Genomic DNA, 15,636 nt, shown 5'->3' with positions numbered 1-15,636 from the left:
CAAATTAAATGCCAAAGTAGATTTGGCAGGTGAAATCGCATTAGTTGGCTTCGTGCGATGTTCAACAGTCAGCTCCTGAAACGATTGGACAATTCTGTTAAGCAGCCGCTTCATGGCCTCGTACCAAACTAGTATTTCCCTGTGTTGGAACGACCCAGGGTACATTACCTGAACAGATCCACTCTTTAATTTACGTTCATTTAGACCCCATGCCCTCAATTGGTCACCGATTTACTGGGGACTGACGTCAACGAAAACGCTAACTTACTGGACTACAGGCAACCGTTTGCCCGGCTAGTTTTACACCGGCTAGAGAAAACTAGTCTATACCATACGATGTGGTTCAGCTTGACTATAGGTCACTTCGTACGATAGTCAAAACGTTTTTCGTTCTGGTCGTCACCCGATACTGGTGATCGATACGACGACCAATTACCCAGACGATTTGACCCTGGGATAGTACAACGGCCGTTTGTTCCCGTTCGTGGCGACTTAGCTTGAGGTCGTTCAGCAAGTCGCTGACCAGCTTGGTACCCGCCATTCCCAGCGGACGAAACCGGTCTCCTAACTGCCAGGGCCGAATTGTTACGGGGAAAACCACTTGATCGGCATCCAGACAAGCGCTGTTTGGGTCGGTAGCGGGTGTGAAGCCGGCTGGTTTCGCTTCTACGCCGAACGTCAGGGTAAAATATCCAGCTACATTTATAGGTACTCCTGACCATGAAGCAACGTCAATCTCATAAGGAGTATGAGCCCGGAACGGTTCCAGCAACAGGCCAGTCATCTTATTCAGTCGATCATGCGTTATTCGGGTAACAGCCTCATTAATTCCCGCCGACAGAAACGTCTGCCCCGTTTGTCGATGCAATGATTCGATCATTTGCAGGGTCTGCCCCTCAGTAAAACCGTAAGGCTTCAACCATTCGGTCAGCCGGAATGCCAGCTCTGGTTGTGCCAGCAATTTATCGGCAGGCAGGAAAAACCCGTTCATGACCGGAGTCGCTACCACTTGCCACGATCGGTCGAGTTCATCCCGGACGAGGGCTTCAGCCGCTCTGAGCCGCTCAACAGTTCGCGGCAACGTATGCCAAAGCCCTGGATTGAGTTCGTGAAGTATGGGCGTAACGTGGTGGCGTATCCGGTTCCGGGCGTACTTGTCGTCTGCGTTCGACCGATCTTCGCGGTAAGACAGGTTACGTATGGCTACGTAAGCCTCCAGTTCCTGGCGCGTAGCAAACAGAAGCGGACGGATTATATCGTCCTGACGGGCAGAAATGCCATGTAAACCAGCCAGCCCCGTACCACGCGTCAGGTTTAACAACAGCGTTTCCAGAACATCATTTTGGTGATGGGCTGTTGCCACCCCGTTATACCCATGCGCACGAATCAGTTGCCTGAACCAGTCGTAACGTAGATCGCGGGCGGCCATTTGGATTGATATGCCCCGCTCAGCCGCTATGGCCTTCGTTTCAAAACGGGTCAGATGAAACGGAACCCCGTAGTCGATAGCCATGTTTTGTACAAAAACTGCGTCGCCATCCGACTCATCCTCCCGCAGGCCAAAGTTGAAATGCGCTATGGCAAACCGCAGGCCGGTACGTTGAAACAGGTCGGCCATAACAACGGAGTCCAGTCCGCCACTTACCGCCAGCAGGATGCAATCGGCGCAACCGAACAATCGTTTCTCGTTAATAAATCCTAAAAAATCCCGTTCCAACATCCGTACTCGGCCCGAAGCCGTATTTTTGTCGCTATGGTTCGTTTCCTCCTTTATATTGTCACGTGTTTCATCCTGCTTGGTTCGCTGCTTCTGTCTGCCGACGTTCTCGCTCAGACGGGCCGCCCTCCCATGGCCGGTAGTACGGCCGCTGACAAAGTGGAATTGCTTCCCGGGTCCGACAGTTTAGTAGGCGTCAACAGCCCCGGCCAGGTCATCAGAAAGATCTACAACAACGTCCGGTTTCGCCAGAAAGGGGTGCTGATGTATTGCGATCTTGCCATTCAGAACGTAACGACCAACGTTATTGAAGCCTATGGAAACGTACGGCTCGTTCAGGGCGACACGATCAACGTCCGGGGTGATACGATGTTCTACTACGGCAACACCCGGCTGGCCAACCTGCGCGGTCACGTGGTCATGCGGGACCGAAAGATGACCCTTACTACAGCCCAGCTCGACTACGACATGGTATCGGGCGTGGCCCATTACCCACCCGGAGCCCCAAATCGTCCTGGCCGGATTGTTGATAAAGAAAACGTGCTGACCAGTCAGGAAGGCTATTATGATACCCATACCAAACTGTTTACGTTCCGGCAAAACGTCCGGCTGGTAAACCCCAAAGGTACGCTTACTGCCGATTCACTGCTCTATAATTCCCTTAGCCGGCTTGCAACGTTTCAGGGTCCAACGCGTATTACCAATAAAGACGGTGTCCTAACCTCCACCGAGGGTCAGTATAACACAGCGACCGGTATTTCGAACTTTCAACGTCGGGCCACTGTCGACACCCCTAAATATCGGATAACCGGTGATTCACTTTATTACGATAACGTGTCGGAACTGGGCATCGCCAAAGGAAATGTCATCATGGTCGCCAAAGATCGGAAAGCCATCATTACGGGAGAGCATGTTCGGTACAATGGGAAGGCCGGAATTTCGCGGGTAACGGGACGTCCGGTGGCAAAAAGTCTGGCCAGCGAAACCACCAGGGACACCCTCTACCTGCGCGCTGACACGTTGTTTTCCTTCGACAACAAACGGACGAATACCCGTCGGCTGATTGGTCAGAAGAATGTATTCGTTTATAAATCCGATCTGCAAAGCAAATGCGATTCGCTTATTTATGACTCCGCCGATTCAACGATTTATTTCTTCAAGAAACCCATCGTATGGAGTCAGAACAAATACCAGATGGAGGCCGACACGATGCGGGCGCTGTTAAAAGATAACCGCATCAACACCATGTTTCTTAAAGCAAAGTCATTCGTTATTTCGCTCGATACGCTCAGGAATTACAACCAGATTAAAGGACGAACGATTACCGCCTACTTCGTATCGAAACTGATTCCGGCTTCGACTACGCTTACAACAACCGGCAAAGCGACCCGGCCTACGAATAAAGTTACGGCCTCGGCGAAGACCGGGGCCCCGGCCCTCAGCTTACCCCAGGTCACGACCGCAACCTCACCAGCGCGGGAAGAAACATCCCTGAACCGGGTAATTGTAGAAGGCAACGGGCAGAGTATCTATTACGCGGTGGATGACAAGAATAAAATGATTGGTCTGAACCATGTCGAGTGCAGCCGGATGAACCTTGAATTTACTAATAATAAAGTAGGTCAGATCCGGTTTTACGGTCGCCCCGATGCACAGCTCATTCCACCAAAAGAGTTTACGGAAGACAGCCAAAAGCTCGATGGATTTCGCTGGCGTGAAGCTGAAAAGCCAACGAAAGGCCAGGTCCTGTGGCTCGAAATACCACCGGCTGAACAACCGGCGGCTAAAAAACCATTAAAAATCAGGAGTTCAGCTAAACCATTGGCCAAGAAAAACGTTCAAAGGGGTAATAATTGACTTTTTTAACAATTTTTTAGACACCTCCCCGTTGACATTGTCTTTTATGATGAATAGGTTTGCGGTGGGTAATAGTGTACACGAAGACGATTTCTATGAAGCAATATATACTTATTGGTTTTTTGACGGGTTTGCTGATGGCAACAATCCCACTCCGAGCGCAGGTAGCGCTGCGCGATTCCGACGCCCGAAAGGGTAGCCGGCTGGAGCTGGGACGTACGGCATCGACCCGCAAAACCACCGCACCACTGCTAAACTCCCGTCGCTTCTCGATGGCTCCGGAGCCCGTTCTTTCAGGACTCGATCGCTCCGTAACGACTCGTAAAAACAAAGCCATCAACGAACACTACCGGTCCTTGTTGATGGCGACACCGGTGGCTAAATCTGGTGCCCGCACAGCGTCGGCCGAAGCAACCAATGCGCCTGCCCCGGCTGAAGCCCGAACCGCACCTGAGCAGGAAGGAAAGGTTGAGAACAGGTTGTTCACTAACGAACGCCTTTGGGTCTCCAACGTATATCCTAACCCAGCCGATGACGTTACGGAAATCGATTATCAGATGAACGGAGCAGTAGGCGAGGCTAAACTTGTGTTGCTGAACGTTCTTGGCGCTCCGGTTGCTGAATATGGACTGGATCGCAACGACCGAAAAGTCCGCATCGTTACCCGCGACCTGGCAACCGGCTATTATCTGTACCAGCTATCGGTAGAAGGCAAAAAAGTGGCTACGAAACGGCTACTTGTTCGTCATCAGTAAGCTTGTTGTGATCTGTTAAATAATCATAAACAAGGTAGTATAGGCCCTTATTTCGGCACTATACAGGCTGCACCGTCGTTAGGACAGTGTAGCCTGTTTTTTTTTCGTATCTTTGCATCGTATGCAACAACGTCATATTGGTAAGGTTCTGCTGGGAGCCTGGTTCGTAGTTTTACTTAGCTCATGCAGTCCGTTCTCGAAATTGCAGAAAAGCGGTACGGATGATGAAAAATACAAAGGAGCCATCCAGTACTATAAGAAAAGCGACTGGTATCGCGCTGGCTTACTTTTCGAGGAACTGATCCCGGTTCTAAAAGGCAGTACAGAATCGGAAATGGCTCAGTTTTATTACGCTTATACGCAGTATCACCAGCAACAGTATCTGCTCAGCGCTACTCTCTTCAAGAAATTCTATGAGACGTTTGCCCGGAGTGATTATGCACAGGAGGCTATGTATATGTACGCCTTCTCGCTCTATAAAGACACCCCCGCTTTTAACCTCGATCAGTCAAATACACTAACAGCTACGTCGGCCCTTCAGGATTTTGTAAACGCCTATCCTGAAAGTCAGTACAAGGAAGAATGCACACGCATGATTCTGGAATTGCGTAAGAAACTGGAGCGAAAGGCGTACGAAAAGGCCAAACTCTATTATAAAACTAGCGGCTTCAATATCGCATCCTACAAATCGTCTGTTATTGCGATCGAAAACTTTCAGAAAGAATTCCCGGATTCGGAATACAACGAGGAACTTGCTTTTTTAAAGGTAGATGCCGAGTTTAGTCTGGCCCAGAACAGCCTTGAAACGAAGCAGAAAGAACGGTATCAGGAAGCAATGAACTATCATCAATTGTTTGTCGACAAGTACCCAACCAGCCGATTCCTTAAACAATCGGAGAAGATGTACGAAACCAGTCAAAAAGAGCTGGATCGGCTGACGAAAGAAGAGCAGGCCCGTGAAAAGGGAAAACTGAAGACGCCCGACGCTAATCGCCCGGCCAAAGTAACGGCTGCTAACTAAAATAGTAAACCTCGCGGGCGCTGGACGTGTCCTTCATACATATCCGGTAGCCGCTATTCAACTGTCAATATCCCAAATTATGGCATCAAATCAGTCGATCATCACCCGCAATAATGATAAGATTGCGATCAAAACGGGTAATCTTTACGAATCAGTTTCAATTATTTCGAAGCGCGCCCGTCAAATTGCCGCCAAGAACAAAGAAGAACTGAGCAACAAACTGTCGGAATTCGTTTCGGCCGTCGACAACCTTGAAGAAGTCTTCGAAAACCGTGAGCAGATCGAAATCTCCAAGTTTTATGAGCGCATGCCGAAACCAACATCGGTTGCTACAGACGAATTTCTGGAGGATAAAATCTATTGGCGCTATAGCGAAGACGAAGGCCAGCAATAGCCGAACCGTCGCCCCTTTTAATGTAGACCGCACGGTACTGGTACCCGTGCGGTTTTTCTGTTTTGCCCATACAGCTAGATTCCTATTTCTTACGCCCAATGTCAGTAAACGGTAAACGCATCCTATTGGGTGTAACGGGCAGCATCTCGGCCTACAAATCGGCTCTGCTGGTTCGACTTTTAGTCAAAGCGGGCGCGGACGTACAGGTAGTTATGACCGAGTCGGCAAAAGCCTTCATCACGCCGTTAACGTTAGCCACGCTCGCGAAGCGACCTGTCTTCTCTTCCTTTGTCCAGTCTGAACACCAGAGCGGGGGCGAAGGTAGCTGGACAAATCACGTTGAACTGGGCCTTTGGGCCGATGTCTTTGTGGTGGCTCCGGCATCGGCCCATACACTGGCCCGATGCGCCAACGGTCTGTGTGACGATCTGTTGTCGGCGGTGTACCTATCAGCGAAATGCCCCGTTTTTTTTGCCCCCGCTATGGATCTCGACATGTATCGTCATCCCGCCACAGTCGAAAATTTACGTAGGCTGGGTTCATTCGGTAATCACATTATCCGGGCGGAACACGGAGAATTGGCTAGTGGACTGGTGGGCGAAGGGCGGCTGGCTGAACCGGAAACCATCATGCAGGTCCTCAGCACATTTTTTGATCACCCGAAGCCTTTGCTTGGTAAACACGTCTTGATTACGGCTGGACCTACCCAGGAGCCCATTGATCCTGTACGTTATATCAGCAATCACTCGACCGGGAAAATGGGGTATGCCCTTGCCGCAGCCTTCGTCAAAGCCGGTGCTACGGTTACGCTGGTGAGCGGACCTACCGGGTTGCCACTCCCCGACCCGGCTATTCGGCGCATCGACGTACAGTCAGCCCGGCAAATGTTCGAAGCTACTCAGGCCGCTTTTGCCGAAGCGGATGTCCTGGTGCTGAATGCCGCCGTGGCCGATTATAGCCCGGCCCACCCGGCTGAGCAAAAAATCAAAAAAAAAGAAGCTCATTTTTCGCTTGAACTGACAAAAACCACCGACATTGCCGCTACGTTGGGCGCTCAAAAGAAGCCCGGTCAGCTATTGATGGGATTTGCACTCGAGACCAATAATGAGCGCGAGAACGCCCTTAAAAAGCTGCATACCAAGAATTTAGACTGGATCGTATTAAATTCCCTGCGCGACACTGGTGCCGGTTTTGGACACGATACCAACAAGATAACCGTTATTGATAAAGACGGGCAAACACACGAATTTGCGCTGAAAACCAAAGCGGAAGTAGCGGAAGATTTGGTGAACATTGTCGCCGGAAACCTAGTGTCATGATAAAGATAGCCCTATTAGTCGGCCTGCTGGGTTTGCTGACAACTGCGCAGGCGCAGGAATTGAACTGCCAGGTGACGATCAACTCCGATCAGTTGATTGCTCAGCAAAAAACAGACTTCACCTATGCCAGTCAGTTGCAGACCGTCATTACGGAGTTTATGAACAGTCGGCGGTGGACCAACGACCAGTTTACCGCTTCGGAACGCATCAACTGTTCGATCAATATCAATCTGGTAAAGTCACTTACCCAGGGGACCTTTGAAGCCACTGCGCAGATTGTTGTTACCCGTCCTGTTTACGGTACCAGTTATGAATCGACGATTTTTAATTACGTCGACCGATCCTTCAGTTTTTTTTATTTACCGACTACCCCTGTTTTTTTTCGGGAAAATCAATTTTCCGACGATCTGACGAGCATGCTGGCATTCTACGCGAATGTGATTCTGGCGGTAGATTATGATACGTTTGGCAAACGGGGCGGCAACTTGTACGTCCAGCGGGCGTTTAACATCGCTACTCTGGCCGATGGTGCCTCAACAAGTAACATTGGCTGGAAAACAAGTGGTGATCGTCGGAATCGGTACTGGCTGGTTGAAAACTTGCAAAATCAGCAACTGACTACGTTCAGGGACGCGATGTATACCTACCATCGGCAAGGACTTGATGTGTTTGGGGCCAATCCAGTGCAGATGCGCAAACAAACGCTGGATTTGTTGAGTAATATCCGGGTCGTGAGCCAGCAACTTCAGTACTCGGTGCTGATCAATACGTTTTTTGATGCCAAGTCGCAGGAATTGTATAATATTCTCTTTGAGGGCACACCCGCTGAACGTAAACGAGCCTTTGAGTTGCTGTCTTTTCTGGACCCGTCTAAAACGGAGCTTTACCGTAAATTAGTAACCACGTAGCCTCACCGGGTTTGAACCGCACCCCGTCTGGTGTTGTTAGGTAAGCAAGGAGCCTCATCTATGCTATCGCATTTACTCATAAAAAATTACGCCCTTATTGACGAACTTGAACTGGCACCCGACCGTGAACTGAATATTGTCACGGGAGAGACCGGAGCAGGGAAATCGATTATGCTGGGAGCTATTGGCTTGTTGCTTGGCAACCGGGCTGATACCAAAGTGCTGTACAATCCAGAGCAAAAGTGTGTTATAGAAGGCACATTCAGCATCTCGGGCTTCGCTATCGAACGGATTCTTGAGGAAGAAGAACTGGACTATTCCGATACCTGCATTGTACGGCGCGAAATCAGTGTCAGTGGAAAGTCCCGCGCGTTCGTGAATGATACCCCCGTTAACCTGGAGACGCTCCGGCGGGTGTCGAGCCAGATGATGGATATCCATTCGCAACACGACTCGGTTATGCTTGGCTCCAATGAGTACCAATTGGAGATCGTCGATACCTACGCGCAGGACGACATTTTATTACGTGGCTATCGGTCCCACTTTCAGGCCTACCGTAATAAAAAAGCTATTTACGACCAGTTGCAGTCAGAAGCGTCGGCGATGCGCAAAGAATTCGATTACAATAATTTTTTGTATGAAGAATTAGCAAAAGCACAACTGGTGCCCGACGAGCAGGAAACGCTGGAACAGGAGTTGACGATTCTGGAGAACGCCGAAGATATCAAGGAGCGTTTACAGGTGGCCTACGAGTATCTGGATAATACAGAGCAATCGGTCATTGACTTTCTGAAAGGTACGGTCAGTAATCTGGCGTACATCAGTAAAATTTCTAATCAGTATGAGCAGTTACAGCAACGGGCACAAAGCGCCCTGATCGAGCTGCGTGATCTGGCCGATGAGATCAGTACTGAACAGGAACGGGTTGAGGTTGATGATGCGCGGGCCGAGACGATCCGGGAGCGACTTAACCTCCTATACCAACTCCAGACAAAACACCAGGCCAGCGACGTGGCAGGACTGATCGCATTGCGCGATGAATTGAGTCAGAAGATCAGCAAGGTACTTAATCTGGATGATGAACTGGCTGAGGCCAAACGACAGACTGAGCAGGCCCGCGCTGAACTACAGACAAGTGCCGATACGCTTTCTGCTGCCCGTCAGGCGGTCCTACAACCCATCGAATCGGAAATTGGCCACTTGCTTCACGACCTGGGCATGCCCAACGCATCGCTCAAGATACAGGCTGAAACGGGTAAGCCTACGCTGGCGGGCATCGATACGATCTCGTTTTTGTTCAGCGCGAATAAAGGCATTAAACCTCAGCAATTGAAAAATGTGGCTTCCGGGGGCGAGTTTTCCCGGTTGATGATGGCAATCAAGTACATTCTCGCCAACAAACGCTCCCTGCCAACTATCATCTTCGATGAGATCGATACGGGCGTTTCCGGCGAAATTGCCATCAAGATGGGCAACATGATGCGCGATATGGCCCACAGTCATCAAATTATTGCCATTACGCACCTCCACCAGATTGCGGCTCAGGGTACGGCCCATTATTTCGTCTACAAAGATCATTCGGCGGCAAAGACTGCCAGTCGTATCAAAAAACTTACGTTTGACGAGCGTGTGAATGAGATTTCACAGATGATTGGCGGGAAAACCCCATCGCCCAGCGCGGTAAAAAATGCCCGGGAAATTCTGAAGCAGCGGGCTACGGTTACGGCAAAGTAGCGTTTTACTAATTTACTTCCCTGAGGGAGTTCGTTCAACACGGTCTCAGGCCGATTATCCCACAAACTGTACCTTTTATTAACTTTTCGATGTCAAAGTTTGTCTTCTCTATAGCCGCCTTACTTAGTGTCAGTACCGTTTTCTGGGCCTGTCAGTCCGACGAAGAGGCCGTCAAAAAAGCAGAAAACGATGTGTTTGCCCTCCACGATGAAGTAATGCCCAAGACAGATGATGTGATGAAATTGCGGAAGCAACTAAACAAACGCATCGCGTCGCTCGACAGTGTTCAGGCTTCGGCAGCGGGCACTATCCGGTCGGACGAAGAAAAAGAACAGGCCCGGTTATTGGTCCGAAATCTTTCAAACGCAGACAGTTTGATGATGAACTGGATGAGTCGCTACAATGGTGATACGCTCGCCAAACTTTCTACAGAGGATGCCCTGCGCTATCTATCTGAACAAAAAGACAAAATTACCGATGTTAAAACAAAGCTTAATTCCAGTATTGACCAGGCCCGCCAGTTTTTGGGCACTAAGTAGTCGTTGCTTCCTCGTGATTGGTTTAGCCCTTGCATTCAGTAGCTGTAGCTCAACCGATGACAAACTTCCCATTCTTGGGCAGCGTCAGGCTGTCACGAAACTAGTCGATGGAAAACCGGTCACCGACTCATCCTACCAGACAATCCCCGACTTTGCGTTTGTAAGTCAGTATGGCGATACCGTAACGGCTAAAACACTCGATGGCAAAGTGTATGTTGCCGATTTTTTCTTTACCAGTTGCCCTACCATATGCCCTAAAATGAAGGTGCAGTTGAAGCGGGTTTATGAAAAATTCAAAGGTAACTCCAATGTCATGATGCTCTCCCATACCATTGATCCTGCTCATGACTCAGTGCCTGTGCTAAAAGAGTTTGCCGACAACCTGGGCATAGCAGGTCGGCAGTGGTTGTTTGTGACGGGTGATCGGGAAAAAATTTACGACATTGGGCAAAACAGCTACATGGTAACGGCTCAGGCCGATTCGACGGCACCCGGTGGCGTTGTCCATAGTGGTGCCTTTATCCTTGTCGACAAAGCCAAACATATTCGTGGTATTTATGACGGGACCACCGAAGCAGGGGTCGACAAACTCATGGCAGATATAGACCGGCTGCTGGCCGAGTACAAATCATGATACGCACCGGTGCCATGGTTGCCCTTCTTCTAGTGTTAATCAATACGATTTCCTGTCAGACAGACGTAGAGATCAAACGCCAGCGCTATATAACCGAGGGGATTCTGATTTATAAGACCAATTGTGCAAACTGCCACCAAACTAATGGCCAAGGTTTAGCAGCCCTATACCCTCCCCTTGCCGGGTCAGACTACCTGGCGAACAAGAACACTGTTATCTGTTTGATTCGATACGGGCAACAAGGGCCCATTCAGGTCAATGGCAAACGGTACAACCGGCCAATGCCTGCGCAACCACAACTGAGTGATCTTGAAATTGCCGAGTTGACAACCTACATCTATAATGAGTGGAGCACAGAGACGACGGTGACCGACGTTAAAACAGTTACGCCCGTTCTGGATCAATGCAGGGAAAAAGTCGCAAGTCAGTGAAAAAGTGGTAGAGGTCGTAACGCACAGAAGTCATAAGTCGGTAAGTGGCTGACGCTGTTGTACTGCTTTCGCTGGTCCGCAGTCAGCCACTTACCGACTTATGACTTCTGCGACTTTTTTAAAATCCTGGTCCGCCTTCTACGTTGAAGACCCCCGTTGGCTTACGAATCGAATACTGGGTAAAATCCTGATTGGCATCAAGCCCAACTCCATACAGCTTTTCGCCCGTCATCTGGCTAAGCACTACTACCCGCTTCTCCGTAAATACCTTTTTTGTGACGGGGTTCCAGTTCAACTCCGGCGTAAGCAATTTCTCCTGTTTTTGCTTATTTACAACCACGACATTGCCCATGACCGTATATAGGTCTTTTGCTTTGTTGTAGCGGCCTGAATCTGACCGAAGTGTCGTTACCTCCTCGCCTGCGGGGCCATAAAAAATGATGGAAACCGGTTTTGGATACTTCCTGTCATCATTGGCATAACGAAATTGTTTCGGGGTCGTCAGCTTTACCTTCAGTAGAGCGGCCTCGCTATAAAGCAATTTCACATCATTTATTTCTTCTATCGGCCCCGTATAGGCAGCTACTTTTTTAGCTTGTTTCGGTTCTTCGCAGGAAAGCAGCGTGATTGACAGAAAGGAAATAATCAATGATGAATACCTTACCGACCTCACTACGTTAGCCGTTTGCCCGGTAACGGCAGTGGTCAGCCGTTTGGTCCATACTCCAACGCTCATCATAAATCATGTTTCATATGTAACGGCAGCTTAATCAACTACCTGCTTACGGAACCACCAGTCGTTGAGCGAGAAGCCCAGCGCCATCCGTACATACTGCTCTTTGATCTGCGTACCGGTAAGTACGCCCCGTTGGCCGCCAACTACAGACAGCGTGACGTGGTTGACCAGATAAGCACCCAGGGGTAGTGACAAACCAACGCTGGCATTTATGTCTTTGATCTGAACGCCTTCAACAAGGTATGGGAGCCTGTTATACTGGAAACCTAATCGGTATGTTATCAGATCCCGGTAGCGGGTTGACGTTGCTTTTGGCGTAATTTCCATACCCGTTGCAATACTGACCCCGTTGGTCAGATTGCCCGGTTGACCCGTACTGGTGCGGAATTGACTCCACTGTTGAAAGCCAACATCCAGACCTACCAGAAAGGTATTGTTTTTTTCCAGACTGATCCCAAAGTTGGTGCGTTGCGGCAGGGTTGCCCGCCCACCCGCGTTTATCCGTAATGTATCCGAGGAGGAAATGATAGTACCACCCAATGACGTTTGTTGGTAAACGTCCGTTTCCTGTGCGTTGACGCGGGTCTGTGGATCGTAGGTAGCCCCCACGTTGAGCGTCCATTTTTCACTCAGTTTAGGACGCCAGGCACCACCCAGTTTCCAGATTATGTCGCTGTAGTTTGCCCGGTTCAACCGGCTGACGCGCGTATCCTGAACGCCGGCGCCGGTATTGTCGTTGATGAGAACCCGAGAGTCGGATGCGTTCGTGATATTCCCGAAGACAAAGGCAGCTTCGACACCCACATAGATGTTTTTGGTAATGCGTACACCGTTCGCAAGCGATGCTTTATTCAATCCACCACGGCCCGTGTAATTGTACTCGGCCTCGTAGATGGTTCCGGCAATAGGGCGGTACTGACGGGTGCTATAATCTACGTAGGTATAGGGCTTGAGGCTCAGCGACAGGTTCCACCGCGTATTAGCCGGAACAGCCAACGCTAAATAGCCCAGGTTACCACCAAAATCACGCTGGTTCTGCAAACCACCATTCAGATTTTGAGACAGACTTTTCGATTGGCCCATAAGGCCTACTTCAAAGACTGTGAAACGGGTTCGTCGGGCTAGCAGGGCTGGATTTTGCATATTCAGGTAGAACGGACTGGCATTACTGATGCCGATACCACCCATGCCCATATTGGTCACATTTCCTTCATTGTACAACTCGCCAATGCCCAGTGCCGAATAGGGCGAGTTACCTAATCCCTGCGCCAGAACAACAGGCGACGATGCGGCAATGGCCAGCAAACTATGCGTTAACGTCTGGCGTATCCGCTTGTAAATTCTCAACATTATAGCGTAAAATTCGATTCAACCCAAACAGCACTAATTCGGGCACTGCAAATATCGGCCCTTTCAAACGACTTTCAAAGGAAGACGCATCCCCTCCGCACAACACCACTACCGTTTCTGGCCGCTCCTGACGGTATATATCGATGATACCATTCATCTCGAACACCAATCCGTTCACTACGCCACTCTGCATTGCCTGACGCGTATTTTTGGCTGTCAGGACGGGCCATTCCCAGGACGGTTCATCGGGATCGAAGTCGATCAAGGGCAGCCGTGCCGTTTGCTCGTGCATAGATCTGAACCGCATCCGTAGTCCTGGTGAAATAAGCCCACCCTGAAATACCCCACTTTTATCGACAAAGTCAGCTGTCAGGCAGGTACCCAGATCAAGGACGAGACAGTCTTTGTCAGGGAAAAGAACCATGGCCCCCACTGCTGCGGCCACCCGGTCAGCACCGAGCGTATGAGGTGTATCGTACGTATTTCCAATCGGCACGGGCGTAAGCCCATCCAGCACCCACACATCACTGCCAAGAGCGGCTAACCGGTCTTTGATACCCTCAGCCGACTGGCTTGTCGATGAAACGATCACCGGCATCGGCGGCCGTTCGGCCAGATGAGCAAATAAAGCATCGGGCGAGTTGTAGCGACGGACATCCAGCAATGTTGATCCATTGAACCAGCCGGTTTTCACCATCGTGTTTCCCCAATCGATAACCAGGTTAGCGGCAATAGGTGCGTGTGGTATTATCATGCGCATTCGATACCTGTAACGCTGAACAACCCGTGAGTCGTTGCGCCAGTGTTTAGTTTTAAGGAAATTTAAGGATAGCGTTCGCTAACCGACCGCCATTAGGATTTGTATTCCTCTACAGTCTTATCCTGGCTGTTTCGCCGGTTTATAAGTTAGCCATCCTGGGCGGAACTGTTGTGCATGAATCTTAGGCACATATTCACGTACCAATTAATTGACTTTCTTCACTTTTTCTGCTCAACGCCATTGATAAATTTGAGTAGAGAAGGATAGTAACAATCTCGATTAGTCCAAAACATAATATGACCTCCCTCTGGGCAAATAGTGACTTCAGCCTTTGGAATATGTTGCTTCATAAAGGCAGCGTCGGACACGGACAAGGCATAGTCCTGATCGCCGGCCAAAATCAACACAGGCATTCGGAGACGGTGCATACGATCCTCAAAGTTCCAACTCATTAGCTCACCCGAGTTGATGAAGTGCTGATAAATTTTTTGGCTCGCATCATTTAGCTCAGATGAGTGAGCTGCTTCTTGAAATGTGGCTAATTCAGGCAGAGAATTGCCTATGGATGGAGTTTGGCTGTGGCTTAGTAAATTGAACGCCAAGCTGTCGGATTGAGCCATCAGCTTACTATATAAATTACTGCTGGATTCCAGCGATTTCGCTTGGGTTCGTAACCCCTGAACCGTAGCATCATGAGCGGCTAAGCTATCCACGAATCGATCTGTATTGATTCCCACTGCTTCTGTGCTGTAACTCATATTAGATACTATAAGCCCTTTAACGGCTTGCGGGAAGGCATAAGCATACTCTAGGGCAATTGCTCCACCAAAGGAGTGACCCAGCAAATAAAGTTGCTCTACGCCCAGTTCCTTACGGATTTGTTCAATGTCTTTAACATAATTGGTCAGCGTCCAGAAAGCAGGGTTATTTGTTCGATCAGACAGACCACAATCAACCATATCTACGATGTATACTTGTACGCCCTTAGGAGGTAAAAAATAGGAAAATGGAGCGTATCCCGTATGGTTGTTACCTGGTCCACCAGGAATGATTAGTAGTTTGATATCGCTTGGCTCTGTCTGTTGCAGCCAGATTCGATATTGGCTACCACTATAGATCAGTTTTCCGCTCTCCGTCCTGCGTTTCTGAGTAAGAAGAGATTCGGTCATCTGAGCAGAGCTGAACAAGTAGCTTAATGACAACCCGAAAAGGAAGCAAATTCTGAGCATTATTGTAGTATAAATGTGTAGTCGGCCATCCTGCTACGTCATTACCTGATTGTATTTCGCTATGAATTTAGCGAGATTCTGGATGCTGCCAACGGTGTAGTCGCTCTTTGAAGAATATGAACCTGTTCAGGATTACTGACAGGTAGTAGCCTGGACGGCCACGTCCGGGTAAGCGTATTCCCATTTCACACCCGGACGTGGCCGTCCAGGCTACAACCGACTACCTCCTGCCAGTAATCCTGAACAGGTTCT

At 49.5% G+C, this 15,636-nt stretch carries 15 protein-coding genes and 1 pseudogene; 11 read left to right on the top strand and 5 right to left on the bottom strand.

The window, feature by feature from the left end; genetic code table 11:
* Positions 1 to 352: 352 nt before the first annotated feature.
* Entirely contained in the window at positions 353 to 1,720 is a 1,368-nt protein-coding gene (gene tilS / locus FH603_RS01175; protein ID WP_186735188.1) for a tRNA lysidine(34) synthetase TilS, read from the bottom strand.
* A gap of 33 nt (positions 1,721 to 1,753) precedes the next feature.
* Between tilS and FH603_RS01170 the strand changes: the two genes are divergently transcribed.
* The 11 genes and pseudogenes from FH603_RS01170 (at position 1,754) to FH603_RS29175 (ending at position 11,309) form a co-directional block, all read left to right on the top strand.
* Entirely contained in the window at positions 1,754 to 3,574 is a 1,821-nt protein-coding gene (locus tag FH603_RS01170; protein WP_186735186.1) for an OstA-like protein, read from the top strand.
* A 95-nt stretch (positions 3,575 to 3,669) separates the two neighbouring features.
* Positions 3,670 to 4,329, top strand: coding sequence for a T9SS type A sorting domain-containing protein (locus FH603_RS01165; RefSeq protein ID WP_186735184.1), 660 nt, complete (start codon positions 3,670 to 3,672; stop codon positions 4,327 to 4,329).
* Between the two features lie 121 nt (positions 4,330 to 4,450).
* Positions 4,451 to 5,350 (top strand): outer membrane protein assembly factor BamD, encoded by a 900-nt coding sequence (locus FH603_RS01160; protein ID WP_186735182.1) that lies wholly within the window; start codon positions 4,451 to 4,453, stop codon positions 5,348 to 5,350.
* Positions 5,351 to 5,429: 79 nt separating this feature from the next.
* Positions 5,430 to 5,744: a DNA-directed RNA polymerase subunit omega gene (locus FH603_RS01155; RefSeq protein ID WP_186735180.1), complete on the top strand. Its 315-nt coding sequence runs from the start codon at positions 5,430 to 5,432 to the stop codon at positions 5,742 to 5,744.
* Between the two features lie 98 nt (positions 5,745 to 5,842).
* Positions 5,843 to 7,063 (top strand): bifunctional phosphopantothenoylcysteine decarboxylase/phosphopantothenate--cysteine ligase CoaBC, encoded by a 1,221-nt coding sequence (gene coaBC / locus FH603_RS01150; RefSeq protein ID WP_186735178.1) that lies wholly within the window; start codon positions 5,843 to 5,845, stop codon positions 7,061 to 7,063.
* Positions 7,060 to 7,971, top strand: coding sequence for a type IX secretion system protein PorD (gene porD, locus FH603_RS01145; protein ID WP_186735177.1), 912 nt, complete (start codon positions 7,060 to 7,062; stop codon positions 7,969 to 7,971). Before coaBC ends, porD begins: the two co-directional genes overlap by 4 nt.
* 60 nt (positions 7,972 to 8,031) lie before the next feature.
* Positions 8,032 to 9,705 (top strand): DNA repair protein RecN, encoded by a 1,674-nt coding sequence (gene recN / locus FH603_RS01140; RefSeq protein ID WP_186735175.1) that lies wholly within the window; start codon positions 8,032 to 8,034, stop codon positions 9,703 to 9,705.
* Positions 9,706 to 9,794: 89 nt separating this feature from the next.
* Positions 9,795 to 10,244: a viral A-type inclusion protein gene (locus tag FH603_RS01135; protein ID WP_186735173.1), complete on the top strand. Its 450-nt coding sequence runs from the start codon at positions 9,795 to 9,797 to the stop codon at positions 10,242 to 10,244.
* Positions 10,210 to 10,878 (top strand): SCO family protein, encoded by a 669-nt coding sequence (locus tag FH603_RS01130; RefSeq protein WP_235985305.1) that lies wholly within the window; start codon positions 10,210 to 10,212, stop codon positions 10,876 to 10,878. The genes FH603_RS01135 and FH603_RS01130 overlap by 35 nt, the downstream gene beginning before the upstream one ends.
* Positions 10,875 to 11,159: pseudogene (locus FH603_RS01125) on the top strand (c-type cytochrome); the annotation flags it as partial. The gene FH603_RS01130 and the pseudogene FH603_RS01125, both read left to right, overlap by 4 nt.
* Positions 11,160 to 11,309: a hypothetical protein gene (locus FH603_RS29175; RefSeq protein ID WP_394366365.1), complete on the top strand. Its 150-nt coding sequence runs from the start codon at positions 11,160 to 11,162 to the stop codon at positions 11,307 to 11,309. It abuts the pseudogene before it with no gap.
* Positions 11,310 to 11,427: 118 nt separating this feature from the next.
* On the opposite strand, the gene lptC is transcribed toward FH603_RS29175, so the two are convergent.
* The 4 genes from lptC to FH603_RS01105 form a co-directional block, all read right to left on the bottom strand.
* Positions 11,428 to 12,048, bottom strand: a complete 621-nt coding sequence (lptC, locus tag FH603_RS01120) for an LPS export ABC transporter periplasmic protein LptC (RefSeq protein ID WP_425326516.1) — start codon at positions 12,046 to 12,048, stop codon at positions 11,428 to 11,430.
* Positions 12,049 to 12,075: 27 nt separating this feature from the next.
* Positions 12,076 to 13,395, bottom strand: coding sequence for a BamG family beta-barrel-assembly machinery protein (gene bamG / locus FH603_RS01115; RefSeq protein ID WP_235985295.1), 1,320 nt, complete (start codon positions 13,393 to 13,395; stop codon positions 12,076 to 12,078).
* Positions 13,352 to 14,155 (bottom strand): type III pantothenate kinase, encoded by an 804-nt coding sequence (locus tag FH603_RS01110; RefSeq protein WP_235985296.1) that lies wholly within the window; start codon positions 14,153 to 14,155, stop codon positions 13,352 to 13,354. Before FH603_RS01110 ends, bamG begins: the two co-directional genes overlap by 44 nt.
* A gap of 218 nt (positions 14,156 to 14,373) precedes the next feature.
* On the bottom strand, positions 14,374 to 15,324 hold the full coding sequence (locus FH603_RS01105) for an alpha/beta fold hydrolase (RefSeq protein WP_186735168.1): 951 nt from the start codon (positions 15,322 to 15,324) through the stop codon (positions 14,374 to 14,376).
* Positions 15,325 to 15,636: the final 312 nt, after the last annotated feature.

It is taken from the genome of Spirosoma utsteinense (genome assembly GCF_014282275.1).
GTDB lineage: Bacteria > Bacteroidota > Bacteroidia > Cytophagales > Spirosomataceae > Spirosoma > Spirosoma utsteinense.
This window is presented reverse-complemented; position numbering and strand designations above follow the sequence as displayed.

Coding starts and splice junctions, on each gene's coding strand:
- tilS (WP_186735188.1), bottom strand. CDS start 1,720: ATGTTGGAACGGGATTTTTTAGGATTTATTAACGAGAAACGATTGTTC.
- porD (WP_186735177.1), top strand. CDS start 7,060: ATGATAAAGATAGCCCTATTAGTCGGCCTGCTGGGTTTGCTGACAACT.
- FH603_RS01170 (WP_186735186.1), top strand. CDS start 1,754: ATGGTTCGTTTCCTCCTTTATATTGTCACGTGTTTCATCCTGCTTGGT.
- lptC (WP_425326516.1), bottom strand. CDS start 12,048: ATGATGAGCGTTGGAGTATGGACCAAACGGCTGACCACTGCCGTTACC.
- FH603_RS01135 (WP_186735173.1), top strand. CDS start 9,795: ATGTCAAAGTTTGTCTTCTCTATAGCCGCCTTACTTAGTGTCAGTACC.
- FH603_RS01155 (WP_186735180.1), top strand. CDS start 5,430: ATGGCATCAAATCAGTCGATCATCACCCGCAATAATGATAAGATTGCG.
- FH603_RS01160 (WP_186735182.1), top strand. CDS start 4,451: ATGCAACAACGTCATATTGGTAAGGTTCTGCTGGGAGCCTGGTTCGTA.
- FH603_RS01110 (WP_235985296.1), bottom strand. CDS start 14,155: ATGCGCATGATAATACCACACGCACCTATTGCCGCTAACCTGGTTATC.
- FH603_RS29175 (WP_394366365.1), top strand. CDS start 11,160: ATGCCTGCGCAACCACAACTGAGTGATCTTGAAATTGCCGAGTTGACA.
- FH603_RS01165 (WP_186735184.1), top strand. CDS start 3,670: ATGAAGCAATATATACTTATTGGTTTTTTGACGGGTTTGCTGATGGCA.
- FH603_RS01105 (WP_186735168.1), bottom strand. CDS start 15,324: ATGACCGAATCTCTTCTTACTCAGAAACGCAGGACGGAGAGCGGAAAA.
- coaBC (WP_186735178.1), top strand. CDS start 5,843: ATGTCAGTAAACGGTAAACGCATCCTATTGGGTGTAACGGGCAGCATC.
- recN (WP_186735175.1), top strand. CDS start 8,032: ATGCTATCGCATTTACTCATAAAAAATTACGCCCTTATTGACGAACTT.
- bamG (WP_235985295.1), bottom strand. CDS start 13,395: ATGTTGAGAATTTACAAGCGGATACGCCAGACGTTAACGCATAGTTTG.